This window comes from Actinoplanes sp. NPDC051346 (assembly GCF_040682215.1).
GTDB lineage: Bacteria > Actinomycetota > Actinomycetes > Mycobacteriales > Micromonosporaceae > Actinoplanes.
In genome coordinates this window covers 166,128-189,104 of record NZ_JBFBAJ010000006.1, presented here as the reverse complement: position 1 = coordinate 189,104, position 22,977 = coordinate 166,128, and the positions used below count along the sequence as shown (strand labels likewise).

The following is a 22,977-nucleotide window of genomic DNA, read 5'->3' as shown; positions in this document are numbered from 1 at the left end:
GAAGACGATGCGATACCAGACCCTGACCCCCAAGGAAATCGGTGAATGGTCCGTACGTTTCAGAGCTCCCAACCGACTTCCATGGGCCCTGTGGTCGCCATTCCTGCGTCTGCTCCGCTTTCTTCAAGCACGGGCTGAGCGTGCCCGGCCGCCCCGGTGAGCGGCCCTTGTGGCGGAGCGAGTGACGGTGTGAGCGGGACGCCTTGGGCGGGGACTACAGCCGTGATGCCGCGGGCACGCAACCGCCGTTGCACCGCCTGTAGCTCATCGGGGCTGGGCACGTCGAAGACCACCCGCAAGGTGCCGGTCTCTTCAACCTCGAGCACGACCAAGCCGCCTTCGTCGGAGATCGCTTGCAGCACCTCCTGCCGATTGCCCTCGATGAGCACCGCGAGCACGTACTCGTCAGTGCTCTCCTCGGTGCTACTGGCGGAGGAGGAGCAGCTGCTCGCCGCCGCGACGGCGGCGAGCAGCAGGACGGACCGCCTCGTGACGAGGCGGTCCCCCACAGTGGTGCGGTCAGCTTGGCGGCAGGAGGCTGAGAAGCTCAAGGATGACCTCCGACAGGCTCCGACCGTCGTCGCGGTCGAGCTTGGTGTACGCCCCGCCGGTTTGCGACGCCCAGTGTCGCCAGTACGGCTCGAGCGTCGTGTCACCCGAGCTGTCCACTTGCAGCAGCTTGACATTGCGGTCGCGCAGCGATGCCAGGGCGCCCGACTGGAAGTCGATGTCGTCGCCGCCGCAGTCGATGACGCCGTTGCGGCCCGGGTCGATACCGGTGTCGCCGGCGAGCAGGCCGCCGTCCACGCCGTCGTTGATGTTCTGGTCATGCGGAACGTTGTCGCCGAAGTTGACGATGAGCCGCAGCGCGTCGGACCGGAACCCGATGGTGGCGGCGGTGTCCACCTGGGCGAGCTCCCACAGCGCGCGCCCGTACGCCTCCGGCCCGTCACCGCCGTTGCCGAGTTGCAGCCCGTTGATCGCGGACTGGACGGTGGCCGCGTCGGCGGTGGCGTTCTGATTGATCCGGAACGGCGCGTCCGGTGCCGCGCCGTAGGTCGCCGAGTAGGACGAGCCGCATGCGGAGCCGGCGAAGTCGGCGGGGTAATCCTCGTACGAGGTGACGGCGAAGCGGAAGTCGGTGGACGGCGATGCCGCCTTCATGTCCGCGATCGCCTGCGTGACCTGGGCCTTGGCGCGGTCCAACACGCCACCCATGCTGCCGGTGAGGTCCATCGACAGCACCACGTCCACCTTGGCCGGCAGGTCGATCGTTCCCTTGCAGGCCAGCGCGGCCGGCGCGTTGATCACGTGGAAGTCACGGCCGGTCACTCTCGGCCCGGAACTGCGGGCGCCATTGACGATGCAGGTCTTCGCGTGGGCCGCGGTCAAGGATGAGTTGTGGCTGAACAGCAGGCCGGCCAATCCGGCGACCTGAGGCGCGGCCATCGACGTGCCCGTCTTTTCGTCGTACCGGTCTCGGCAGAACAGTCCGAAGAAGCAACTACGCGGAACGGTGGAGAGCAGGTCTGTGCCGGGCGCCGCCACGGTGATCAGGCTGCCGAAGTTCGACGTGTCCTGGAGGCCTCCGTTCGTCTGCGCGTTGGCAATGGTCATCGTGTTGAGCGGGAAATCCGCCACCAGGCTGGCCGGCGACTGATAGCGGGCGTCGCGGCATTCGTTGCCCGCGGCGAACACCCAGAGCACGTCGCGGTTGTCGCGCTGCGCCCGCAGGACCGCCCTGCCGAGGACCGCGTTGGCGTCTCGAGCGCGGTTCTGCGAGGCGCCGTCGTCGCTGGTCAGGCCGCACCGGTTGGTGTCGTTGTAGCCGAGGCTCAAGTTGACCACGCGGGAGCCGTCGTTGGCTGCCTTCACCATCTGCTCCTGGGTGGTCACCGTGTCACTCACGGTCGAGCCGGCCGGGAACAAGCGCAGGTCGCAGTCCCACATCATGCCGGTGACGCCCTTGTCGTTGTCGCCCTCGGCGCAGATGGTGCCTGCCGTGTGTGTGCCGTGCCCGTCGGCTGCGGCGCCGCGGCCGTCGATTCGGCCGACGTTGTCGTCCAGGTCGCTGTGATTGCGATCCATGTCGAGGTCGATGACGGCCATCCGGATGCCGCTGCTGCCGGTAGTCACGTCCCACGCCTGGCGCATGCCGGTGTATTCGAAGTTGGCGTTGTTGCCGGCCGGCGTGTCGCCCCAGGAGTCCCATTCGGAGTCGTCCGGATCAACCAGACCCTCCGTCGCGACGTAGTTTCTGGTCACCGCCTCGACGCCGGCCACGCCGCGCAGGATCACGGCCTTGGCGTCGAGGTCGCGTGGTGCCAGGCCGGGGAACCGGATCTGATAGGTACGCGTCGCCTGCACCGCGCCGTGGACGATGCCGCCGCCGGCCCGTGCTGCCGCCAGCGCCACCGAGTCGGGTGCGGCGGCGTCGTCCGCCACCAGCAGCACCAATTCGTCGGAGACGAACTTCGCGCCGTCCACCGTGGCCACCCGGGCGCGGCTCGGCGGCGTCGCCGATGTCGGCACGCGGCCGGGCGCGGGCTTGGTCACCACCACGACGACCGGCAATGGCCTGCCGAGCTCGCGCTTGCCCTGGCGCAAGCTGATCGTGCCGAGATAGCCCGACTTCGTCGTGGCGGGGAGTGCGGCGCTGATGGGGAGCTCGTATCGGTTATCGCCCAGCGGAGTGAGCCGATCCAGCCGTACGGTGACGACGCCCTTGATTCCGCCGTTCACGACTGCCGTGACCGAGGTCGGCTTGCCGGTGACCCTGAGGCGCACCGCGGTGTCCACGGTGCTGCCGTCCGGGACCCTGATCGTCAGCAGCTTGGTCTGCCACTCGAGGCGCGGCTTACCGGTGCCGGGAGTGTGCTGGTTGCGTCCGTGCAGTTCGTGCGAGGGTCGGCGCTTGTTGGGCAGCTTCCCCGGCCGCTGCCGCACCGACGCGTCCCGGGTCGGGGTGCCGGTCGCCGGCCGGGTGCTCGCGTTCGTCGCCGACGGGCTCGGTCGGCCGACGGCAGCTGCGGTGCGACCTTCCTGCACGTGAGCGCCTGCGGTACCGGCACCCGCGGCCATAGCCGCCAGGCAGGCGACCGCGCCGAACAGTTTGACCGCCGTGCGTCGGCGTCTTGATCTCACAACAGACCCCCATCAATCGGCCAAGAGCGGACCGGGTCGATGCGATCGGAACTCCCATCGCATGTTCACCCCCAACGAGACAGTGACTATGAGCGTTGCGTGGGGGCGACTCGTATGGGCGAAAGTCGAAGTGTGCGGCCCTTCCGGCTTACCTCGGCCGGGCTAACCATCGGCGCAACGCTCATCGATGCGATGATCGAGGGAATATCGGCTGGGCTCGGCGGATTGAACATCCGGCCGAGTAGCGGAAATGTATGGAAAAGGTATTCATCTAGCGTGCTGTCATCGGCATGCCAATTCTTCCGTGTGACGGTGATTAGTCTTGACGGTCGGTAATGAGTCCTTCGCGCTACGGGCAGTGTCGATCCACGAAAATAGGTGGCATCGTCTCAGCGATCGGATGGTCGTCGCGGTGTGTCGTTCTTGAGTTGGCCCCGGCGGTCGTGACGGCCGAGTCCAGCCGTGGCGATGGTGACGCGTATGGTCGGGCGGTGAATCCCGCTGACCTGCAGGGCCTTCGATCGGGAAACCTCGAGACCCGCGAAGCACATGTGTACCACTTGCTCGACCGGGCCAGGACGCACGGCGATGAGTCAGCCATTGCGGCGCTGCACGCACTCGTCCGCGACTACCGAGATTTCCACAGGTCGTTGTACTCGCGGGCGATGAACCAGGCGGCCGTCTTCGCAGACGCCGGACTGCAGGAGCCGTTGCTTGCCGCACTCGGCGACACCCGGTACAACTGCCAGGCATGGGCAGCAATGGGGTGCGCGGCAATGGACATCCGGGCCGCCGTGCCGCAGCTCCTCACGCTCCTCGACCACCAGCAGTGGATCGTCCGGAGCGAAACGCTGACCGCGCTCGGCAGACTCGGCGACGCCTCGGTCATACCCTCGCTGCGACCACTGCTCGGCGACCAGGCCGACTGGCTCCGCCAGCGAACCGCTGAGGCCCTGGCCCGCATCGGCGGCGACGCGGCGCTGGAGGCACTCTGGTACGAGTTTGAGCATCGGCGGTTCCCCCGGATCGGCTATCTCGCCAGCACACTGGCCTCGTTCACGCCGGAGGTGCTACCCCGGCTCCTGGCCGCGGCCGACAGCACGGATCCGGATCAGCGGTACTGGGCTGCCGTCGCGCTCGGATCGACAGGCGATGACCGGACGGTACCGACGCTGGAGCGGCTGATGGCCGACGACCGTGGCGTCACCGTGTTCGACGGGGAAGTTCGTACCGCGGCGAAGAAAGCCCTGCGTACGCTCCGTCGTATCCAAGCTGCCATCGCCGAACGAGAAACCGCCGAAGCGCAGACCAAGGCCGGCTGACGAATGCCCCCGCTGGCTCAAGGCATGTTGCGATTGACGTACCGCCCGACGCTGACCCAAGCTCGCTGGAGCCGTTGATCCGCCTCTATGTCGGCAAGGGGGAAGTGTTTTGGGAGTGGGTGACGTGGAGGGCTTCCGCCCTTCGTAGCGCGCACACCGCGCTGCCCGTATTGCGTAGCCGCCGACTTCAGCGGGCCGGAGGTTCTGCATGGGCGGCTCGCCGCCATTGCTCGATCTCGGTCTTGTGCGAGCCTGCCCGGGTGGCGGTAGCCATCTGTGCGTGACGCTCGGCATCGACGGAGTCGTCGCCGGCAAGCAGGGTCAAAGGCCAGGCGGGAGTTCCGTCTTGCTCGCCGTAAGCACGCCAGTCCCACGGTCCGTTGGAGTGCCAGGCCCGGCCGTGGCGGTCGGCGACATCATCGCCGGGGTTCAGGAAGGCGTACGGCCGGAACACAAGGTCGATCGTCAGGGGGATGTCGTCATCCGGGTTGATGCCGTTTCCCTGCTCAACAGCGTTGACGTCCTCGGACACGCCGCAGCGCAGCACCACAATCTCGCGGTGGGGCTGGGGCAGCCAGCCCGTCTCGAGCGGCGGCTCAAAGCTCTGCGCCTCGATCACGTGCACCACAGTGGCAGGAATGCCGACGCGGCAATCCGCTCCTGCCTCAAGCAGGTCGGCGGAGGGTTCGGTACGGAACAGCTCGTTGGTCCAGCCCGGCGTGTCAGGTCCGCGGGCGATCGCGACGTTGCCGTTCCACTCGATCCACTCGACATCCGGATCGTTCTGCCACCACGGCCAGCGAATCGACACGTGTCCGCTGGAAACGTCGGCCACCCTCGCCTCGGTGAACGGACAGGAGACCCTCAGCACGTCGCCGGTGCGAAACTCGATGTCAACCACGACGCGAAGATCTATCACCCAGCCCCGGGATGTGTCGACCAGCAGCGAACAGTCGGGGCCTCGACCGGCCTTGGCCTCGGCAAGAGGTTGCATTGGCGAGCCGGAGGCGAGAGCACGGAGCGTGACCGCGGTGCAGCAACGGCGCACACGGAATCGTCGACTTCGGCCGTGGCCGCACGCAATCCGGGCACGAACCCGGCACCGGGTGGTGCTGGCCAGCGTGCGCGACCCGGAGACAGCCCGCCTGGCCCACCTGCCGGCGAGCGGAAGCGACCGCCGAGGACGTCCATCTGGCCGCGGCTGCCGAGCTGGCCCTGGCCGAACGCGGCCGGGGTGCGGGCGATGCTGCAGCAGCAGGGCGTGACCGTGGTCGACGAGCCCCGCGAGACCTTCGCCTCCAAGGTCTCCGACGTCTACCTCATGCTGAAGGCAGCCGGCCGGCTCTGAGCCCGTCGACCCCCTGTGCTCAGCCGGCAAGCGCGGTCGCCACGCCTGTCTCCTGCGGGCCGAGGAAGACCGGGTCCCGCCCCGACACGAGATCCAGCACCGCCTTCACGCAGGCGCCGTGCTCGCGGGTGGAGCTGACCCGCCACGCGCCGGCGAAAGCGCGCACCGAGGCGTCGCCCACCCCGTACGTCTCGATGCCGAGGCGCCGGCAGAGGGTGACCGCGCGGGGCAGGTGGTAGGTCTGGGTCACCACGACGGCCCGCTCGACGCCGAAGATCCGTCGGGCCCGGCTGCACGAGTCGTACGTGTCGAAGCCGGCGTGGTCGAGCACGATCTTCCCGTCCGGCACCCCGTGGTCGACGAGCCAGCTCCGCATGGTCCCGGGCTCGTCGTACTCCCACCTGCCGTGGTCCCCGGAGACGAGGATCGCGCGTACCTTGCCGCTGCCGAGCAGCTGGCGGGCGATCTCCAGCCGGGCGGCGAGGAACGCCGACGGGGAGCCGCCGGGGTCCACCTGCGTGCCGAGAACAAGGGCGACCGGGACCTCGGGGACGCTGGCCGCGTCGTAGACGTACTCCTCCGCCTCGCCTCGGATCCACGCCACGCTGGCGACGGTCACCACCAGCGCGGCCGCGGCCGCCGTCAGGCCGATCCGCACCGTCCGCCGTGCCCGGCGCCGGGCCATGCTCCAGTCTCGTGCCATGGGGGCAACCTTGTCAGTGCCGGTCAAGCGCGGTCGTCGCCGTCAGGCGGTGGGAAGCTCGGTCCCGTACTCCGGCTCCGCGGCCCCGCCGACGCACTGCAGCCGTTGGGGCGTCCGCAGCTCGTGCACGCGGACCTGACGAAGAACGTTCTGCTCGCCCCCGGGCTTCCTCCGGCCATTATTGACATTTCGCCCCATTGGCGGCCGCCCGCGTACGCCGAGGGCATCGTGGTCGCTGACGTACTCTGCTGGCACGACGCACCATCGACGGTGTGGGAAACGGTGGACGTATCGGCGGCGGTAGCGCGGGCAATGCTGTTCCGGATGGCCACGACAAACGAGCGGGTCCGGTCCGGAGGCGAGGGCGTCGACCTGCAGGACGAAGCTCGGCGGTACGGTCTCGCGGCCGCTGCCATCGGTCCGTGACACATCGAGACGTCCTCAACTCGCCACGAGCGGGCGCTCGGCACGCCGAGACGGTCGCACGGAGCGTGACGCTACGGCGAAGCCGACGCGCACGATCGGCGGCAGATCAGTGCACTCGATCAAGACATAATGGCGTCGGCTGGGCCATAGGCTGGCCAGATGGCTGAGATAAGTCCTAGGCAGGTGGTCGCCTTCGTCCGAAGCGTCGCCGTCCTCGGCTTGCCGGCCGACGCGCAGGTGGCCTGGCTACAGCAGCTATTCACTGACACCGCCCGCTCTGTCGACGAACTGGCGCTCGAATTTGACGATGGCTTCCAGCTCGCGCCGGCCTTCATTGAGCTGGGCTGGCTGAATGCCGCTGCACTGCCGGCACTGGAGCAGCTGGACGCTCGGCTCGATGCGATGAGCAGCGACCACAATGCCGAGCTGTGGCAACTCGACGGGCTTGCTCGAGAGGACTGGGATCGGGTCCGCGGCTTGGCTAGACGAGCCTTGAGCCAGATGGGCTGAGAATGGGGATGCTGCTCGCACGGACTTGGCGGCGGGTCACGTCAGTGCCCCTGACATCGGAGCTGGAAGCCAGCGCGCACGCTCCGCGGCAGATCAGCGCACTGAAGTCCGCTGCTCCTATAGTGCTGATCAGGGGGATGTACACGTCGGTTCGGGGTTGGATCGAGGTCGACCACAAACAGAGAAGAGCCGTCGAGGAGATCATCGAAAGCAGTCGCCACGACCTCTACTCCGGGGGCTGGAGTTTCCCATCGACCCCGTTCAACTGGACGTTGTACGTGTTCTATGGCGGTGACATCCCGGACGGCGAGCTGCCTTGGTTGCGCGAGCAGGCCCAGCGGATCGCCGCGTTGGCTCCAGTCGATGATGACGGTGATCGCCCCATCGGCCTGTTCCTCGTCACCGACGAACGCGGGGCAGCCGACATCTGGCAGGTCCGCGATGGCGCCCTTGGTGAGCGGGCGGCCCCGGAGCTGTCTTGGTTCGGCGAGGAGTCCAGCGGCCCGCGACGACCCGATCCGCCCGCACCGTAGATTGAACGCAACCAGCGGCGAAATGCGTGCGGAGGCTTCTGACACGCGTCACGCTGCACTGGTGGATGCGTCTGACAAGATCCGGATGCGCTTGTTCGCCGAGGCCCCGGAGGCCCGAAGCGCTGAACTCGCTTCAACCCTGGCTCGCTGCCTCGCTGGCTACGGTGATGTCCAGGTGCACGAGGCCGGAGCCTATTGGAAGATCTCCGGGTACCTGGAGTTCAACGTCGATCTGAAAACTACCGGCAGCGCATCGGCTTGCATCGCCCGTCTGCGCGCACTCGAACCCGCAGGGTGGTCAGGCGATGTCTGGAAGCATCGGCCGGACGGGCGCGTGTTCTTGCTGCCTGAGATTCGCTGGGCATGGCTGGCGAGTCCCGTTGAGCACGACCGGCAGTCGAAGGCCAGCACGGTCGCTGCGGCTGCAGCAACTGTGCTGCTAGCGGCCATGTCGTGCTTCGCGGTGCTCGTTCTTGGGCTGGGCGCGGCAATGGCGACGTGCGATGACGCGGAACGACACCGTTACGCCTGTAACGAAGGCGGCTTCTGGTGGGCTTCCGGTGCGTTCTTCTACCTGCAACTCGGTGGCTTCGGTGTAGCTTTCCTCGGAGCCTGGGTATGGCCGCGTCGAGTCCGCTGGGCATGGATCGGTGCGGGCTACCTCATAGCTGTCGCCAGCTTCGTCATCAGCGTGGCCAGCTTGAGAGACCCGCCGTAGTGGCAGACGCCCTGGGAATAGGTCAATCTCCGGCCCATTGCGCCATGATCGAGTGCACTCAACTCGGCACGAGAGCGCGGGCGCGGCTTCACCGAATCGGAGATCTGTTGCTGGGCGGCCGCGGTCTTCGCCGTGGGCGATCGCCGCGCTGTGGACGGCGGGCGATCGTGGCTGCCAGCGCGTTGTCACTGGAAGGACGCGTCCTGAGCCTCGCCGACCGCGAGGTTCAGCTCGGCCAGGAACGCCGTCGCCGCAGGGGTGAGCGAGGAGCGGTTCCAGATCAGATGCTCGATCCGGGTGGGGGCGTCCCGGACCGGGACGGTGACCACTCCGGTCAGGTGCGGGGTGTACATCGAGGCGAGCAGGGCGATGGCGAGATTCTCCCGAATCAGCCGGAGCATCAGAATATCCACAGTGGTCACCTCGAAGGCGACCTCGCGGTGCACGCCGGCGGCGGCGAAGGCCAGGTCGGATTGGGCGCGTCCGGCCGTTCCGGCCGGCAGGTCCACGAAGGCCTCGGTGGCCAGGCGGGCCAGGTCCACCTCGGTTTCCGCCGCGAGTGGATGATCCGGGGCGACCACGGCCACCAGGCGGTCGTGGGCCAACTGCCTGCTGCCGACCCCGTCGGGGCGTACGGTCACGGGCAGGCCGAGGAAGGCGACGTCGACCGTGCCTTCCTTGACCTGCTCGATGAGCTGCTCGCTGCCGCCGACGCGCAGGCCGATGCGGACCTGGGGGTACCGCCGGTGGAACGCGTGCAGGGCCGGCGGGATGTCGACCGCCGCGACGGTGGGGATCACGCCCACGGTGAGACGACCGCGGATCTCCCCGACGGCGGCCGCGACCTCGGCGACGGCGCGGTCGGCGGCGTCCAGGCACTGCCGGGCCACCGGTAGGAAGGCCGTGCCCGCCGGGGTCAGGCGCACCCACCGGCTGGTGCGTTCGAAGAGTCGGGCGCCGAGTTCGCGTTCCAGGCGGGCGATCTGGTGGCTGAGGGCGGACTGCACGACGTGGCACCGTTCGGCGGCCCGCGTGAAGCTGTTCGTCTCCGCGACGGCGACGACGTAGCGCATTTGCTGGAGCTCCATTGATCCATCGTGAATCACGATGGCTGGGGTGACAATGATGTGTTGGACTCATCGTTGCCGGGCGACGAGCCTGGAGGCCGTGAAGATCCTGCTGACCTCGGTGACCGCCACCGCGCCCATGGTGTGGGGGACGACGTACGTCGTCACGACCGAACTCCTGCCGCCGGGCCATCCGCTATTCGCGGCACTGCTGCGGGCGCTGCCGGCCGGACTGATCGCGATCGCTTTCAGCCGTACGCTTCCGCGGGGGATTTGGTGGTGGAAGGCCGCGGCGCTCGGGATTCTCAATATCGGCGTGTTTCTGCCCCTGCTGTTCGTCAGCGCCGAACGGTTGCCCGGCGGGGTGGCCGCCACCCTGGGCGCCGCGCAGCCGCTGCTCGTGGCAGCCCTGGCCGTCGTGGTGCTGCACCGGCGCCCGTCGGTCTGGACCCTCGCCTGGGGGGCCGTGGGCGTGGCCGGCGTCGGTCTGGTGGTGATCGGGCCGGATGCCGGCTTCGACCCGGTCGGGATCGCGGCCGGTCTCGCCGGGACCGGCGCTATGGCGCTCGGCGTGACCCTGACCAAGCGGTGGGGACGGCCTGTCGGGGTCGGTCCGACGGCGTACGCGGGCTGGCAGCTCGCCGCGGGCGGCCTGTTCTTGATTCCGGTGACGTGGGTTCTGGAGGGCGCTCCCCCGGCGGTCGACGGGCATGCCGTGCTCGGTTACCTCTGGCTCGGACTGCCCGGCGGGCTGATCGCCTACATCCTGTGGTTCCGCGGCGTCACCGCGCTGCCGGTCACCTCCGTCACCGTGCTGGGCCTGTTGTCGCCGATGGTGGCCGCGCTGCTCGGGGCGGTGCTGCTCGACCAGACGCTGGGCCCCGTCCAGTTGGCCGGTTTCGCCCTCGCGTTGGCCGCGATCGTCGCCGGCCAGCTCTCCCCGCGTTCTTTCACACTCCAGCCCGTTCTAGAGAGGATCCACCGTTGAAGATCACTGTTGTCGGGGCCGCCGGGATGTCCGGCTCTCGCGTCATCGCCGAAGCCCTCGGCCGAGGACACCGGGTCACCGCCGTCCTGCGCCGCCGCCGGCCGGTTGCCCTGCCGCCGGAGGTGACCGCCGTGTACGGCGACGCCACCGACACCGGGCTCATGACCAAGCTGTTCGCCGACGCCGATGCGATCGTGGGCGCCACCCGCCCCGATCCCGGCGCGGAGGACACCGTCACCGCGACGACCACGGCCCTGCTCGACGCCGCGGCCGAGGCCGGGACGCGGATCCTGTTCATTGGCGGGTCCGCGCCGCTGCGAGCGCCGGGCGGCGGGCTGGCGTTCGACCACCCCGGGTACGTTCCAGCGGAACTACGCACCATCGCCGCCGCCAGCATCGCCCAGCTCGACGCCTGCCGTGAGCATGACGCCGACTGGACCTACGTGAGCCCGCCGGCGCTCCTCGAGCCCGGCACCCGGACCGCACGGTATCGGCGCGGCGGCACGGCGCTCGTCGTGGCCGCGGACGGCTCGTCGCGGATCTCGGCGGAGGACCTCGCTGTCGCCGTACTCGACGAACTGGAGAGGTCTGCCGGGGAGCGGCATTTCTCCGTCGGCTATTGACGGACACCCCGCCTCCGCAGCGCGGCGGGAATCAGATCTGGCCGAGATCGACCTCGATGAAGAAGGGAACGCTCAGTTTCACGGCGCCGGTGAAGATGTCGCTGTCGCGGTAGCGGCCAGTCGCCGGGTCAAGAATGTACGTGTAAACGAGAGGCGCACCAGTGGCGGCCTGCTCCACACGCCAATAGAACTGAATGCCAGCCTTCGCGTACTGATCGGCCTTGACGATCCGGTCGGTCGTCTCCGACCCGGGTGAGACCACCTCGACAACAAGAAGCACGTGCTCGGGTCGTGTCGGAGTGACGTCGATGGTCTCCGCCCGGTACACCGTCACGTCAGGACGACGGTTGTTCAGCGGTACGTCCTGGAGCCGGACATCGAAGTCGGTGTCGGCGTTCCAGTCCGATCCAGCGGCAATGTCCAAGGCGTTCGCCAGAAGCCTGGCCAGGCGGTTATGCCGCTTGGACGCACTCGGACTCACGAGGACCATCCCATCCACGATCTCGATGCCCGCGCACTGCTCTTCCGTCCATGCCGCGTACTGCTCGGCCGTGACCTGCTCATGCATCCAGGCCGGCGCGACCATCTCGACAGTCATACCCACCTCCTGAATGTGATCGGCTACCAGACTCAAGATACCGCTTCCGGCGACAAGCAGCCCCATCCGTACGTCTGCCCCGATTGTCGCGAATTATGTCGCCAGTGACGGCTGGGTACGAGCCCGCTATCCGGAACCGCAGCATGAGGCGCTTCGCGCCGCGGAACTGCAGGTACCCGATCTGCTCCTGGCTGACATGGACATGCCTGGCCTGGACGGTGCACAGCTGTGCCTCGCCCTGCGCGAGCACCCCCGGCTCCGGGAGGTGCCCATGGCAATTCTGAGCGGAACGCTCTACCACGACGATCCCCGCGTGCGGGGCATCGGCTCCTGCGCCGTGATGCTCGAACCCATGCCGAACAAGAACCTCCTCACCGCTGTCGAACAGCTGCTTGTCACGAGGCGACATCACCACGACGACATAAGCGGATATACGCCCGCGATCGGTTGAGCTTTTCGTCCTCCAGCAAGGGCTTAAGGAATTGTCACCGACCGGGAGGCGGTCGGGCAGGTGAGCGTAGAAGTCGACAGCCCGGCCGTCCCGACGCTGACCGCCGAACAAGGATCCTCACTGGCGCCCTCTGCGTGTTCGACAGGCAGTCCCGAACCCTGAACCAGCACCTTCACCGCCACCTTCTCGGCCAAGCGGCCGCAGTGCCCAGCGCTTTGATGGGGCGATCCGCGTGTCCGATGTTGATAGCATCCGGATCCACTGAGCGAGGCAGACGCCCTCCGGCGATCCAGCGGCTGAGGAGAGGCCCGGCGAATGGGCTGGGATCCCTTCCTCGCCGGAGCGGACTTCGTCGTATTGGACGGTGCCGTACTACGCGCATGAGCGTGGGATTCAGCGCTCCGACGTGGTCACGCGAGACGGCTCGTCGGTGTTGATGAGGGCGCAGTCGCCGCATTTGCCGCCTGCGGGGATCTGGTAGTGCAGGCAGCAGCTTCTCCGGACGAAGAACAGCTGGCCCTGGTTGATCGTGACGGTGCCCGTGCCGGCGAGTGGCCCGTTTTCCAGGAGCCGTTCGGCGACGGCGTGGCAGGTCTCCACCGGTGCGGTGCCGTGGATTGCGAGGGTGCGAAGGGCCCCGGCGATCGAGGAGGCGACGTTGCCCCAGAGGAGGCCGGGTGCGACGGGTGCGACTGTGCGCACGGCGTCAATGACGAGTCGGAGGTTGTCGGTGATGCTGTCCCACCTGTGCTGCCCCGCCGGTGTGGTGAGTGCTTCGGGGTTGGGTAGGCGCCAGCCGGACGGCGCGGCGCAGGCGAATTGAAATCCGTCGTCGGGTAGGTAGCGCCAGTGCAGCCGGTCGGGGTCCAGGTCGAGGAGGATCCCGTGGGTGGCGAGAACGGCTGTGGTGGGGGCCAGGAGTCGGGAGGCGTACCCGAGTACGGCGAACGAGCCGGCGATGCGCCGAGCGGGGGTGGAGTATCGGGCGGCGATGGTATCGACGAGCGCCGCGGTCGTCGCGCCGTCGGTGAACAGCGCCCGCGCGGTATGCCATCCGGGCGTATCCGTGTCGGGGCCGGTGTGCAGGTGAAGATCGGGTTGATGGCGACGGCGGTGAGCGCTTCGGCCGTCTCACGGCGGTCGGCGGCGGGCAACCGGCCGGTGGGCACGGCGGCTGGGGTGGATGTGGAGCTCATGGTGTCATCCGGTGGGTGTGGTGGGCGAAGGTGTCGAGCCAGGCGGTGTCGTGGCTGACGACGACGAGGCCGGTGCCGTGTGCGGCGGCGTGGGTGAGGAGTTCGCTGATCGCCGCGGCGGTGATGACGTCTTGGCGGGCCGTGGGTTCGTCGGCGATGACGAGGGCGGGTTGAGCGACGAGCGCGCGCAGGATCGCGATGCGCTGACATTGGCCGCCGGAGAGGTCGCCGGGGCGGATGGTGGGGTCGACGTGGCCGAGGCGGGCCCGGTCGAGCCAGTCCGCGGCGGTGGCCCGCAGCTGTGCCGGGTGTTGCCGGTCGCGGCCGGGGGCGGTCAGCGGTTCGGTGATGCTGCGCCAGATTGGCCATCGGGGGTTCAGGCTGGCCGAGGGGGCTTGGAAGATCGGCATGACGTAGCCGGGCCGCGGGTACCGGGCGGTGCGGGAGCGGCCGGTCCAGGCCGGCTGGCCCGCGAAGTGGATGGTGCCGGTGTCAGGGCGTTCGATGCCGGCGAGCAGGCGGAGCAGGGTGGACTTGCCGGAGCCGGACGGTCCGCTGATGCCGAGGATCTGCCGGGGTGTGACGGTGAGGCTGACCTCGTGGACGGCGGTGACGGTGCCGCGGGCGGTGGCGTAGGCGCGGGTCACCTCATCGGCGGTGACGATCGGCGGCGGCGAGGGTGTGCTCACGACGTGGCCACGTTCCAGCACGCGACGCCGGCGGCCAGGACCGGTTCGCGGTCGTGGCAGATGTCGGTGGCGTCGGCGCAGCGGGCGGCGAACGCACACCCCGCCGGTGGCGCGCCGACCAGGGACGGTGGCGTGCCGGGCAGCGAGACCAGGGGTGCGCCGCCGGGTTGTGGGGTGGCGGCGATCAGGGCGCGGGTGTACGGGTGTCGGGGGCGCTCGAGGATGTCGGCGGTGGGGCCGGTCTCGACGACGCGTCCGGCGTACATGACGATGACGCGGTCGCTGTGTCGGGCGACCAGGTGCAGGTCGTGGCTGACGAGCAGCAGTGCCCGGCAGGAGCGGCGCAGCGCGGTGAGGATGTCGTCGGCGAGGTGGGCGTCCAGTGCGCTGGTGGGCTCGTCGGCGATGGTCAGCACCGGATCGTGGGCGCCGGCCGCGGCGATGGTCGCGCGTTGCAGCATGCCGCCCGACCAATGGTGAGGGCGTTCGGTGAGGCGGGTCGCGGCGCGGTCGACGTCGAGGGCGGAGACGCGGCGGGACACCTCGCCCCGCGGCGGGCGTTGGCGGTGGTTGCGCCACGGCTCGGCGACGTGGTGGGCAACGGAGTGCAGCGGGTCGCAGGCGGCGTAGGGGTCCTGGGCGACGTAGCCGACGGTGCGGCCCCGCATCCGGCGCAACGCGGGCGGCGACACGGTGGTCAGGTCCACGCCGTCGATGGCCAGGGCACCGCCGATCGCGGTACCGGCGGGCAGCAGCTCGAGCACGGCGCGGGCGAGGGTGGACTTGCCGCATCCTGACTCGCCGACAACGGCCACGCACTCGCCGGCGGCGACGCTCAGGGTCACTGCGCGTACGGCGTGCGTGCCGTCGGGATAGGTGACGGTGAGGTCGGTGATCCGCAGCACCGCCGCCACGCTGTCGTCGGTGTCCGGCATCGGGGTGGCGGGCGTGCCGCTGCGGCGGTGGTGGCGGGTCCGATGGGGTGGCTGCGGGTCGATCGCGTCGCGTAGTGCGTCGCTGACCAGCATGGCGGCCACCACCGTGGCGGCGATGACCGTGGTGGGGCCGACGAGTAGCCACGGGGAGCTGACCAGCGCGCTCTGACTGTCGGCGAGCATCTGGCCCAGTTCGGCGGTGGGCGGCTGGGCGCCCAGGCCGAGGAACGACAGCCCGGCCAGGGTCAGCACGGTCTCACCGACCGTGGTGGTGGCGGCGACGAGGACGGTGGCGAGCGTGCCGGGCAGCACGTGGCCGACCAGGATGCGGGCTGGTCCGATGCCGGCCATCCTCGCCGCGATGACGTCGAGGCGCTGGTGGCTGCCCAGCACGGCGGCGCGGGCGATGCGGGCCGGGTACGCCCAGCCGGACACGACGATCGCGAGGACCAGGTTGGTCGAGCCGACGCCGAGGGCACCGACGACCGCGAGGGCGATGATCTGCGACGGCAAGCCCAGCATGGCGTCGATGACCCGTCCGATCGCGGCGTCGACGATGCCGCCCAGATAGCCGGCCAGGCTGCCGACGACGAGCCCGATCGTGGTGGTGAGCGTGAAGACGATCAGTACCGCCAACAGGGAGGTGCGGGTGCCGGCGAGGGTGCGGGCGAGTTGGTCCCGGCCGGACTGGTCGGTACCCAACCAGTGCTCGGCGCCCGGCGCGGCGAGTTGGTGGGCGTAGTCGGGCAGGTCCGGGTCGACCCCGACCAGGACGGGCCCCAACACCGCGAGGGCGACGACGGCCAGGCCGAGGCCGGGGCCGATGAGGAAGCCGCGCTGGCGCAGCAATTGGGCGGCCATCATGACCAGCTCCGCGGCCGCCACCAGCCGGACCGGGCCGGGACGCGGTGCGGCCCGGCGGCCAGCCGCGGGTCGATGGCCACGGCGACCAGGTCGACGACGAGGGACACCGCGACGTAGGCGGCGATGGCGAGCAGGATGTAGCCCTGCACGACGGGAAGGTCGCGGGCGGTGATGGCCTGCACGGCGAAGCGGCCGACGCCGGGCCAGGTGAACACGGTCTCCACGATCGGGGCGCCGCCGAGCAGGGCCGCGACGCCGGTGCCGACAACAGTGAGGAACGGCACGAGGGCGCCCGGCAGATCGTGCACGACCAGCAGCCGTAGCCGGCTGGCGCCGCGGGCGCGGGACACCTCGGCGTGGGGTGCGCCGTGGGCGTGCAGCAGGCCCGCGCGCAGCAGCCGTGACCAGGAAGCCGCGGTGGCCAGGGCCAGAGTGAGCGCCGGCAGCCCTACGGTGCCCCAACTGCCGTCGGAGATGATCCGCAGGTGGCCTAGCCGCAGCACGACGACGTGCAGCAGGGCGAGGCCGACGACGAAACTCGGCACGACCACCGCGGTCGCGGACACCACCCGGATGATTCCGTCGAGCCAGCGACCCGCGCCGGCGGCAGCGGCCATGGCGAGCAGCATCGCCACGCTCAGCGACAGACCGACGGCCGTGGCGGCGAGGCGCAGCGTGGCCGGTAGCCGGGTGCCGAGTTCGTGGGCCACCGGCCGGCCGGTGGCCCACGACGTGCCGAGGTCACCGCGGACGGCGTCGGCCAGCCAGCGGCCGTAGCGGACCGTCGGATGCCCGGTGAGGCCGAGTTCGGCGTTCTTGGCCTCGACCTGCGCGGCGGTGGGATGGGCCACGCCGCCCGCGGCCAGGATGCGGCGGGCCGGATCGCCGGGTGCCAGGGCCAGCAGCGCCCACACCAGGACGCTGCCGACCACCAGGGTCACCACGGCTTGCCCGACCCGGCGTGTGATCGTCGCGGTCATCGGTTGTCAGTACGCGTCGACCCACAGCAACGCCACCGGCGGCACGGCGTAGCCGCGCAGCTTCGGCGCCGCGACCACCGGTACCCGCTTGAGCGTCAAGTACAGGCTGAGAACCTTCTCCTCGACGACGATCTGCTGCACCCGGCGCATCAGCGTGTCGCGGGCGGTCGGATCGAACGTCTCGGTCAGCTGCCCGGCGAGCCGCGTCAGCTCCGGCTCGTCGACTCCGCCGTAGTTGTTGTCGCCGCCGGGGGTGAAGTTGGCGATGACCGGGGTGACCGGGTCGGTCTGGGTCCAGTCGATCGCTCCGTTGCCCATCACCGCCGCGTCCCAGCCCGTCGGGCTCTTCACCGCCGCGGTCACGTCGTCCACCTGGCGCACCTCGACGGCGAAGCCGGCCGTCCGCAACTGCGCCTGCACGGCCACCGCCACGGTCTTGGAGTCGGGCTGCTGCGGGTAGCTCAACAGGGTGAACGCCAACGGCTTGCCGTCCTTGGCGCGCATGCCGTCGCCGCCGCGGACCCAGCCGGCGGCGTCGAGAATCCGGTTCGCCTCGGCCGCGCCGAACGTCTGATTCCGCAACGCGTACGGCAGGAACGCCGGGTAGAAGCCGACCGCCGGGTCGTACAGCCCGTTCATCACCTGCGTGGCTAGTTGACCGTAGTCGATGGCGTGCGACACCGCTCTCCGCACCGCGACATCGGCGATCGGGCCGCTGCGCAGGTTCAGCAGCAGCTGAAAGCCTTCCGCGGCGGTGCCGGGGGCCTGGTGGAGATACACCGCGTCGGAGCGACCCTGTAATTCCTTGGCCGCCGAGGTCGGCGGGTACAGCGCCAGGTCCGCCTCGCCGTTCTGCACGGCCAGGATCCGCGCGTGCGCGTCCGGAACGAACCGGACGGAGAGCTTCTCCAGCTTCGGCGTCGACACGGCGTAGCCCGGCGTCGGGACCAGGGTCATCGCCTCCGGTGTGAGACCGGTGACCGTGTACGGACCCGACCAGATCTTCGCCGCGATCAGCTCGGCATCCTTGCCCTTCAACGGCTGATACGTGGCGTAGTCGAAGATCGGGAACATCGACTCGTGCGCGAGCAGACTCGGCACATACGATGTTGGCTTCCCCGTTGTCACCGTGACCGTACGCGGTCCGCTCACGGTGACCGTAGCGCCGGGCAGCAGTGGCTTGACCGAACTGTTCTCGGCAAGGCTGAACGTCATCGCCGCGGCCAGCGCCGCCGCGTCGAGCGGCTTACCGTTCTGAAACGTCAGATTCGGCTTGAGCCGCAGGGCCCACCTGGTCGGGCTGGTTCGGCTCGGGGGCGACTCCAACAGCCAAGGCGTCAGCTTGCCACCCGCCACTGGCTTCATCAACAACGCGCCGAAGCCGAACTCCGGCGCCCAGAACCCGTTCTCGAGCGGATCCAGATCCCCGATCGCGAAACTCGTCGCGATCGTCAACTGCTTGAGCGGGCCGTCGACCGACGCCGCCGTATCCGTCGACACACCCGAACAGGCCGACGCCACCACGGCCAGCACACTCGCCGTGGCCAGCGCACCGACCAGCCGTCGCCCTCTGCGCCACAGCGGCGCTGCAAGCCCATCACGCCGCGGTGTACGACCCTGGACAGAACGTGCGGAAACTGCTGACACTGCCGCTCTCCCTCGAGACCCGACTCAGCCGGGAACGCGCGAGGAAGCCACAACGACAGACCGGCGCAACGAGCGTGCGACGCAGTGTCGGCGAGATCTCCCCACGAGACCCGGTACCGGCACGCGCCCCACGCGCGTGCACCGACGGCAGGTCTTCGGACTCGCGGGCAATGCACCGGCACCTGAGCCGGCGGCAACCTACTGGCCGTCGCTTCCCGGACGCGGACGCGTCCAGTGCTGTTGACGGCGGTCGTTCCCACTTACCGCTGCGGGGCAGTCCCGGATTCACACCGGGTTCCCTCTTACGACGCCCACCCCCGAAGCCGGGAGCAAGCGAACCGTTGGCGAGCCGCAGCATACACGGACCGGCTGCCACCGGAACCCGCATGGTTCCGGGATGGACGGTGAGCCGGCATCCGCGGCTACAGCTCCGGTTAGCGCGCGGCGGGCCGTTACCGCGTCGCTGTCTGCCGACTGGTCCCCGCTGGCGGATCTGGTCGGCCCTGTCGCCACCGACCTCACCGGCCGACTGGTCGCTGCCGGCTCGATCCGGGCGCGGCTCGCGCTGCTGGACACGTTCCTCGCCGCCCGGCTGGGCGACATCCGCCGCGATGGCAGGGTCAGCACCGCGATCGGTGCGATCGTCGATCGCGGCGGCGCGGTGGAGGTGGCGTCGGTGGCGCGACAGGCCGCGGCGAGTCCGCGCCTGCCTCAGGCGTTCGTCGCGAGCACCTCCGTCGGCGGCTGGAGTTGCAGGAGCTGCGGGCTCTGAGGGCGGCCGAAGTGGTAGCCCTGTAGCAGATCGACGCCGAGAGCCCGAAGGGCCTCGGCGGTGCGTTCGTCTTCGATGCCTTCGGCGACGACCGTCAGGCGCAACGACTTGGCCATGGTGGTGACGGCGCTGACGATGGCGGCGTGCGGGGCGGAATCGACCATCCGTGACACAAAGCAGCGGTCGATCTTGAGTTCGTCGATGGGGAGTTCGGGAAGCAGGGCGAGGGAGGTGTAGCCGGTGCCGAAGTCGTCGACCGATACCCGCACGCCGAGGTCGCGCAGGGCGGCCAGGCGGGTCGCTGCCTGTTCGGGGTGGGCCAGCATGGTGCTTTCGGTGATCTCCACGGTGAGCAGGTCGGCCGGCAGGTGGTGCAGCCGCAGAAGGATGGCGATGGTGTCCACGGCCCGCTGCTGGGCGAGGTAGGCGGCGGAGATGTTGATCGAGATCGGTAAGGGTCTCCCTGCCGTACGCCAGTCGGCGGCCTGGCTGATCGCTTCGGCGAGGACCCAGTCGGTGAGGTCGATGATGATGTCGGAGCGTTCGGCGTCGGGCAGGAACAGCCCGGGTGCCAGGAAGCCGCGGTCGGGATGTTGCCAGCGTACGAGTGCCTCGACGCCGTGCAGTTGGCCGCTGGCCGCGTCGACCAGGGGTTGGTAGTGCAGGCGCAGCTGCCCGCCATTGGTGGCCGCGCGCAGTTCTGCCATCAGCCGCAGGTCGCTGCTGCGGGCGGCAGCCGCCTGCGGATCCCACGATTCCACGCCGGTGCGGGCTTGTTTGGCGGACCGCATCGCGATGGTGGCCCGGCGGATCAGGGCGTCGACGTCATCGTCCGCGTCGCCGGCGGGGGCGACACCGATGCTCATCTCGACGCTGACCGGCACGCCGGCGACGGTGAACGGGCCGCGGGCCCGCTGGGCGAGCCGTTGGGCGGTTTGCAGCGGCCAGGCCGCGGAGGCCGGCTCGGCGCCGGCGCCGGGTGGAGCCGGGCTGAGCAGGACGGCGAACTGGTCGCCGTCGAGGCGCGCGACGATGTCGTCGGGGCCGGCCGCGGCGGAAAGGGCCAGGGCTACCTGGCGCAGGATGTGGTCGGCCCCCTGGTAGCCGAGGGCGTCGTTGGTCTCGGCGAAGCGGTCGAGGTCGATCAAAAGGAGCGCGCCGCCCGGCCGCTCACGCAGCAGTTCGGCGCCGTTGGTGGTCAGTGCGTGGCGGTTGGCCAGGCCGGTGAGGGCATCGCTGCGGGTCAGCCGGGCGTAGCGACGGGCCATGGTGGCGATGAGGTCGAGCATCGGTGCGATGCCGTAACGCCCGTGCGGCCACGCGACGACGACCGCGTCGTCGCGGGTCTCCGGCGGCCGGGCAAGCGCGGCCTCCGCGGCGGCGTCGACGGGTGTACTGGCCGGCAGCACGAGTGTCTCGCCGAAGGCCGGGGCGTGCGCCGCACCGGCGACCGGCTCGGCACCGGGTTCCGGGGTGCCGACGGCGGCCTGCGCGAGGTGTGCGCGGCTCAGCAGCCGCAACCCGCCGAGTGCGGTGCGTACGACGATGCCGGGTAACAGCGGATCTTCGCGCAGCATCGCCTCCAGATCGGCGACCGGCGTGCCCGCGGGCAGGAGCCGCACCGGCACGGCGAGCTCGCCGACGTGCCGGGGAAGCCTTTCGCCCGGGCCGGGACTCAGTGCCGCGCTCGTCATAGCGGGGACGGGGCCGTCGTTTGGGGGGTGATGTCGCAGCAGAAGCCGTCGAGCAGCGTGGGATCCTCGGGCCGAGGGCGCAGCCGGATGAACACCCACCGTTGCCGCCCGTCGAAGCCGATGATGCGACAGTTGAGGTCTCCCGCCTGCCCGGCCAGCGTGCTGGCCCGAAAGGCGGCGTATTTGGGCCGGTCGTCGGGGTGGATGAGCTCAGCCATCGCCTCGGCGAGGTCGCTCGTGGCGTCCAGCGGCCCGCCGAAGGTCTCCGTGCCGTCGGCGCTGCTGTAGACCTTGCGCACGCTGCCGTCCGGCTGCACCCTGACCGTGAAGGCATAGCCGCGCAGCCAGGAGATCATCTGGTTCAGGTCCTGTCGTACCCGCGCCGACTCCAGCTCCGCCTGCTTCTCGCGGGTGCGGTCCAGCAGCAGCCCGTCCCAGACCATGGTCCCGTCGATGAGCCGTTCCGGCCGTGCGATGCCCTGCAGGTAGCGGGGTCGGCCGTCGCGGAGTCGGATCTTCCCTTCCCACCGCCACGGCTCGAGGGTGTCCGCCGACTCCCGCAGGGTGTCGTCGATCGACTTCTGCGTCTCCGCGTCGAACAGGCCGGTAATCGCGGTGTCGTCGGCGAGGACCGCGGCGGGCTCGACGCCGAAGACCTCACGGCAGCCGTCGGAGACGTAGGTAAATGCCACGCGCCCCTCCTGGGGGATCGCCTCGAACCGCAGCACCATGCCCGGAATGTTGCTGACGATCCGCTCGTAGCGTTCCTCGCTGTGGCGCAGCGCCTCCTCGCTGCGCCGGTGTGCGGTGTCGTCGATCGCGAGGCTGCACACCCCACGGGGAGCCCCGCTCGGGTCGAGCAGGGGGAACCGGGTGACGATGTACTGCCGCACCTCCTCGCCAGTGGGCAGCTCCTCCAGGGTCGTCGAGGCGGTGGCACTGTGCAGCACCCGCATGTCGTTGGCGAGCGACGTCGCGGCCACCCGGGCCGGTAGCACGTCGGACTCGGTCTTCCCGACCAGTTCCCCCGCAGCGACCCGGAAGCAGCGCTCGAACTCGCGGTTGACGAACAGGTACCGGCCGTCAAGGTCCTTGGCCGAGATCAACGCCGAGGTGTGCTCGAGGATGGCCTGCACGAGCGCATTGCTCTCCCACAGCGCGCGCTCGGCCTCGCGGCGCCCCGTGCTGTCGTGGGCGAATGCGCAGAACCCGTCGTCGACGGCGTCGATGGTGACCTCGATGAGCAGATCATGGCCGTCGCGGTGGCGTGCCGGCAGCTCCAACCGGCGGCCCAGCGCGGATGCCTCACCGGTGGCCAGGCAGCGGGCGAAGGCGGCCATGAACGCGGCACGCATCTGCGGCGGTACGATCGTGTCGGCTACCGGTTGCCCCAGGATCTTCTCCCGGGTCCAACCGAACATCCGCTCGGCAGCCGGATTCCAGTCCACGACCAGCCCCATCTGGTCCACCCGGAGGAAGGCCAGCGCGGTAACACTCAGCGGCCCGCCGCCCGCGTCGACCGGGCCGGGCATGGTCTCGGCGCCGGCACCACCGTCAGACCCCACGCACTCCTCATCGGCAACCCTGGCCGCGAGCTGAGCACGGGCCGGACGCGACGGCTGTCCGGCACACCCGGCATCTCGTCGACCCCAGGATCCCCGCCGTCCGGCACGATTTGGTGCGTCGGCGCAGCCGGTGCTCGACGACGCCGCCCGCACCGAGCACGACAGCATGGACGGAAGCAGCGTTAGGGGGCGGTCAGGGGATGT

The 22,977-nt window shown here is 69.8% G+C and carries 22 protein-coding genes and 1 riboswitch; of the genes, 9 read left to right on the top strand and 13 right to left on the bottom strand.

Annotated elements, in window-relative coordinates:
• Positions 1-59: 59 nt before the first annotated feature.
• Positions 60-509 carry a hypothetical protein gene (locus tag AB0M36_RS17070; protein ID WP_364158143.1) on the bottom strand — a complete coding sequence of 150 codons (450 nt, stop codon included), beginning with the start codon at positions 507-509 and terminating at the stop codon, positions 60-62.
• Positions 510-519: 10 nt separating this feature from the next.
• Entirely contained in the window at positions 520-3,048 is a 2,529-nt protein-coding gene (locus tag AB0M36_RS17065; protein WP_364158141.1) for a S8 family serine peptidase, read from the bottom strand.
• A 524-nt stretch (positions 3,049-3,572) separates the two neighbouring features.
• On the opposite strand from AB0M36_RS17065, the gene AB0M36_RS17060 reads away from it, so the two are divergent.
• Positions 3,573-4,466 carry a HEAT repeat domain-containing protein gene (locus AB0M36_RS17060; RefSeq protein WP_364158138.1) on the top strand — a complete coding sequence of 298 codons (894 nt, stop codon included), beginning with the start codon at positions 3,573-3,575 and terminating at the stop codon, positions 4,464-4,466.
• A 187-nt stretch (positions 4,467-4,653) separates the two neighbouring features.
• Here AB0M36_RS17060 and AB0M36_RS17055 read toward each other — a convergent pair whose 3' ends face one another.
• Positions 4,654-5,367, bottom strand: coding sequence for a hypothetical protein (locus AB0M36_RS17055; RefSeq protein ID WP_364158135.1), 714 nt, complete (start codon positions 5,365-5,367; stop codon positions 4,654-4,656).
• Between the two features lie 466 nt (positions 5,368-5,833).
• Positions 5,834-6,517, bottom strand: coding sequence for an ElyC/SanA/YdcF family protein (locus AB0M36_RS17050; RefSeq protein WP_364158133.1), 684 nt, complete (start codon positions 6,515-6,517; stop codon positions 5,834-5,836).
• 105 nt (positions 6,518-6,622) lie between these two features.
• Between AB0M36_RS17050 and AB0M36_RS17045 the strand changes: the two genes are divergently transcribed.
• From AB0M36_RS17045 to AB0M36_RS17030, 4 genes are all read left to right on the top strand, one after another.
• Positions 6,623-6,943 (top strand): hypothetical protein, encoded by a 321-nt coding sequence (locus AB0M36_RS17045; RefSeq protein ID WP_364158130.1) that lies wholly within the window; start codon positions 6,623-6,625, stop codon positions 6,941-6,943.
• A gap of 159 nt (positions 6,944-7,102) precedes the next feature.
• Positions 7,103-7,453: a hypothetical protein gene (locus tag AB0M36_RS17040; RefSeq protein ID WP_364158127.1), complete on the top strand. Its 351-nt coding sequence runs from the start codon at positions 7,103-7,105 to the stop codon at positions 7,451-7,453.
• Positions 7,454-7,455: 2 nt separating this feature from the next.
• A complete protein-coding gene (locus AB0M36_RS17035) occupies positions 7,456-7,986 on the top strand; it encodes a hypothetical protein (RefSeq protein ID WP_364158125.1) in 531 nt (176 codons plus the stop codon).
• Between the two features lie 61 nt (positions 7,987-8,047).
• A complete protein-coding gene (locus AB0M36_RS17030) occupies positions 8,048-8,704 on the top strand; it encodes a hypothetical protein (RefSeq protein ID WP_364158122.1) in 657 nt (218 codons plus the stop codon).
• Positions 8,705-8,889: 185 nt separating this feature from the next.
• Here AB0M36_RS17030 and AB0M36_RS17025 read toward each other — a convergent pair whose 3' ends face one another.
• Positions 8,890-9,792: a LysR family transcriptional regulator gene (locus tag AB0M36_RS17025; RefSeq protein WP_364158119.1), complete on the bottom strand. Its 903-nt coding sequence runs from the start codon at positions 9,790-9,792 to the stop codon at positions 8,890-8,892.
• Positions 9,793-9,871: 79 nt separating this feature from the next.
• On the opposite strand from AB0M36_RS17025, the gene AB0M36_RS17020 reads away from it, so the two are divergent.
• Both AB0M36_RS17020 and AB0M36_RS17015 read left to right on the top strand, forming a co-directional pair.
• A complete protein-coding gene (locus AB0M36_RS17020; RefSeq protein WP_364158116.1) occupies positions 9,872-10,759 on the top strand; it encodes an EamA family transporter in 888 nt (295 codons plus the stop codon).
• Entirely contained in the window at positions 10,756-11,382 is a 627-nt protein-coding gene (locus AB0M36_RS17015; protein WP_364158113.1) for an NAD(P)H-binding protein, read from the top strand. The genes AB0M36_RS17020 and AB0M36_RS17015 overlap by 4 nt, the downstream gene beginning before the upstream one ends.
• Positions 11,383-11,413: 31 nt before the next feature.
• Here AB0M36_RS17015 and AB0M36_RS17010 read toward each other — a convergent pair whose 3' ends face one another.
• The gene (locus AB0M36_RS17010; RefSeq protein ID WP_364158110.1) at positions 11,414-11,980 is read right to left on the bottom strand and encodes a Uma2 family endonuclease; all 567 of its coding nucleotides are present in this window, start codon (positions 11,978-11,980) and stop codon (positions 11,414-11,416) included.
• A 37-nt stretch (positions 11,981-12,017) separates the two neighbouring features.
• Here AB0M36_RS17010 and AB0M36_RS17005 point away from each other — a divergent pair, with 37 nt between their 5' ends.
• Positions 12,018-12,431: a response regulator gene (locus AB0M36_RS17005; protein ID WP_364158780.1), complete on the top strand. Its 414-nt coding sequence runs from the start codon at positions 12,018-12,020 to the stop codon at positions 12,429-12,431.
• 393 nt (positions 12,432-12,824) lie between these two features.
• On the opposite strand, the gene AB0M36_RS17000 is transcribed toward AB0M36_RS17005, so the two are convergent.
• From AB0M36_RS17000 to AB0M36_RS16980, 5 genes are all read right to left on the bottom strand, one after another.
• Complete coding sequence (locus AB0M36_RS17000) at positions 12,825-13,133, bottom strand: (2Fe-2S)-binding protein (RefSeq protein WP_364158107.1); 309 nt, start codon at positions 13,131-13,133, stop codon at positions 12,825-12,827.
• A gap of 490 nt (positions 13,134-13,623) precedes the next feature.
• Positions 13,624-14,316, bottom strand: a complete 693-nt coding sequence (locus AB0M36_RS16995; RefSeq protein ID WP_364158104.1) for an ATP-binding cassette domain-containing protein — start codon at positions 14,314-14,316, stop codon at positions 13,624-13,626.
• On the bottom strand, positions 14,313-16,136 hold the full coding sequence (locus AB0M36_RS16990; RefSeq protein ID WP_364158102.1) for a dipeptide/oligopeptide/nickel ABC transporter permease/ATP-binding protein: 1,824 nt from the start codon (positions 16,134-16,136) through the stop codon (positions 14,313-14,315). The genes AB0M36_RS16995 and AB0M36_RS16990 overlap by 4 nt, the downstream gene beginning before the upstream one ends.
• The gene (locus tag AB0M36_RS16985; RefSeq protein ID WP_364158099.1) at positions 16,112-17,095 is read right to left on the bottom strand and encodes an ABC transporter permease; all 984 of its coding nucleotides are present in this window, start codon (positions 17,093-17,095) and stop codon (positions 16,112-16,114) included. Before AB0M36_RS16985 ends, AB0M36_RS16990 begins: the two co-directional genes overlap by 25 nt.
• Positions 17,096-17,101: 6 nt before the next feature.
• Entirely contained in the window at positions 17,102-18,595 is a 1,494-nt protein-coding gene (locus AB0M36_RS16980) for an ABC transporter substrate-binding protein (protein ID WP_364158096.1), read from the bottom strand.
• A gap of 275 nt (positions 18,596-18,870) precedes the next feature.
• A riboswitch (cobalamin riboswitch) is annotated at positions 18,871-19,100 on the bottom strand.
• 39 nt (positions 19,101-19,139) lie between these two features.
• Between AB0M36_RS16980 and AB0M36_RS16975 the strand changes: the two genes are divergently transcribed.
• A complete protein-coding gene (locus tag AB0M36_RS16975) occupies positions 19,140-19,514 on the top strand; it encodes a hypothetical protein (protein ID WP_364158094.1) in 375 nt (124 codons plus the stop codon).
• Here the strand turns inward: AB0M36_RS16975 and AB0M36_RS16970 are convergent.
• Together AB0M36_RS16970 and AB0M36_RS16965 are read right to left on the bottom strand one after the other, a co-directional pair.
• Positions 19,454-21,208, bottom strand: a complete 1,755-nt coding sequence (locus AB0M36_RS16970; RefSeq protein ID WP_364158091.1) for a bifunctional diguanylate cyclase/phosphodiesterase — start codon at positions 21,206-21,208, stop codon at positions 19,454-19,456. The genes AB0M36_RS16975 and AB0M36_RS16970 overlap by 61 nt on opposite strands.
• On the bottom strand, positions 21,205-22,773 hold the full coding sequence (locus tag AB0M36_RS16965; RefSeq protein ID WP_364158089.1) for a PAS domain-containing protein: 1,569 nt from the start codon (positions 22,771-22,773) through the stop codon (positions 21,205-21,207). The genes AB0M36_RS16970 and AB0M36_RS16965 overlap by 4 nt, the downstream gene beginning before the upstream one ends.
• Positions 22,774-22,977: the final 204 nt, after the last annotated feature.

Coding starts and splice junctions, on each gene's coding strand:
- AB0M36_RS17050 (WP_364158133.1), bottom strand. CDS start 6,517: ATGGCACGAGACTGGAGCATGGCCCGGCGCCGGGCACGGCGGACGGTG.
- AB0M36_RS16975 (WP_364158094.1), top strand. CDS start 19,140: ATGGACGGTGAGCCGGCATCCGCGGCTACAGCTCCGGTTAGCGCGCGG.
- AB0M36_RS17010 (WP_364158110.1), bottom strand. CDS start 11,980: ATGACTGTCGAGATGGTCGCGCCGGCCTGGATGCATGAGCAGGTCACG.
- AB0M36_RS17025 (WP_364158119.1), bottom strand. CDS start 9,792: ATGGAGCTCCAGCAAATGCGCTACGTCGTCGCCGTCGCGGAGACGAAC.
- AB0M36_RS17035 (WP_364158125.1), top strand. CDS start 7,456: ATGGGGATGCTGCTCGCACGGACTTGGCGGCGGGTCACGTCAGTGCCC.
- AB0M36_RS17040 (WP_364158127.1), top strand. CDS start 7,103: ATGGCTGAGATAAGTCCTAGGCAGGTGGTCGCCTTCGTCCGAAGCGTC.
- AB0M36_RS16970 (WP_364158091.1), bottom strand. CDS start 21,208: ATGACGAGCGCGGCACTGAGTCCCGGCCCGGGCGAAAGGCTTCCCCGG.
- AB0M36_RS16985 (WP_364158099.1), bottom strand. CDS start 17,095: ATGACCGCGACGATCACACGCCGGGTCGGGCAAGCCGTGGTGACCCTG.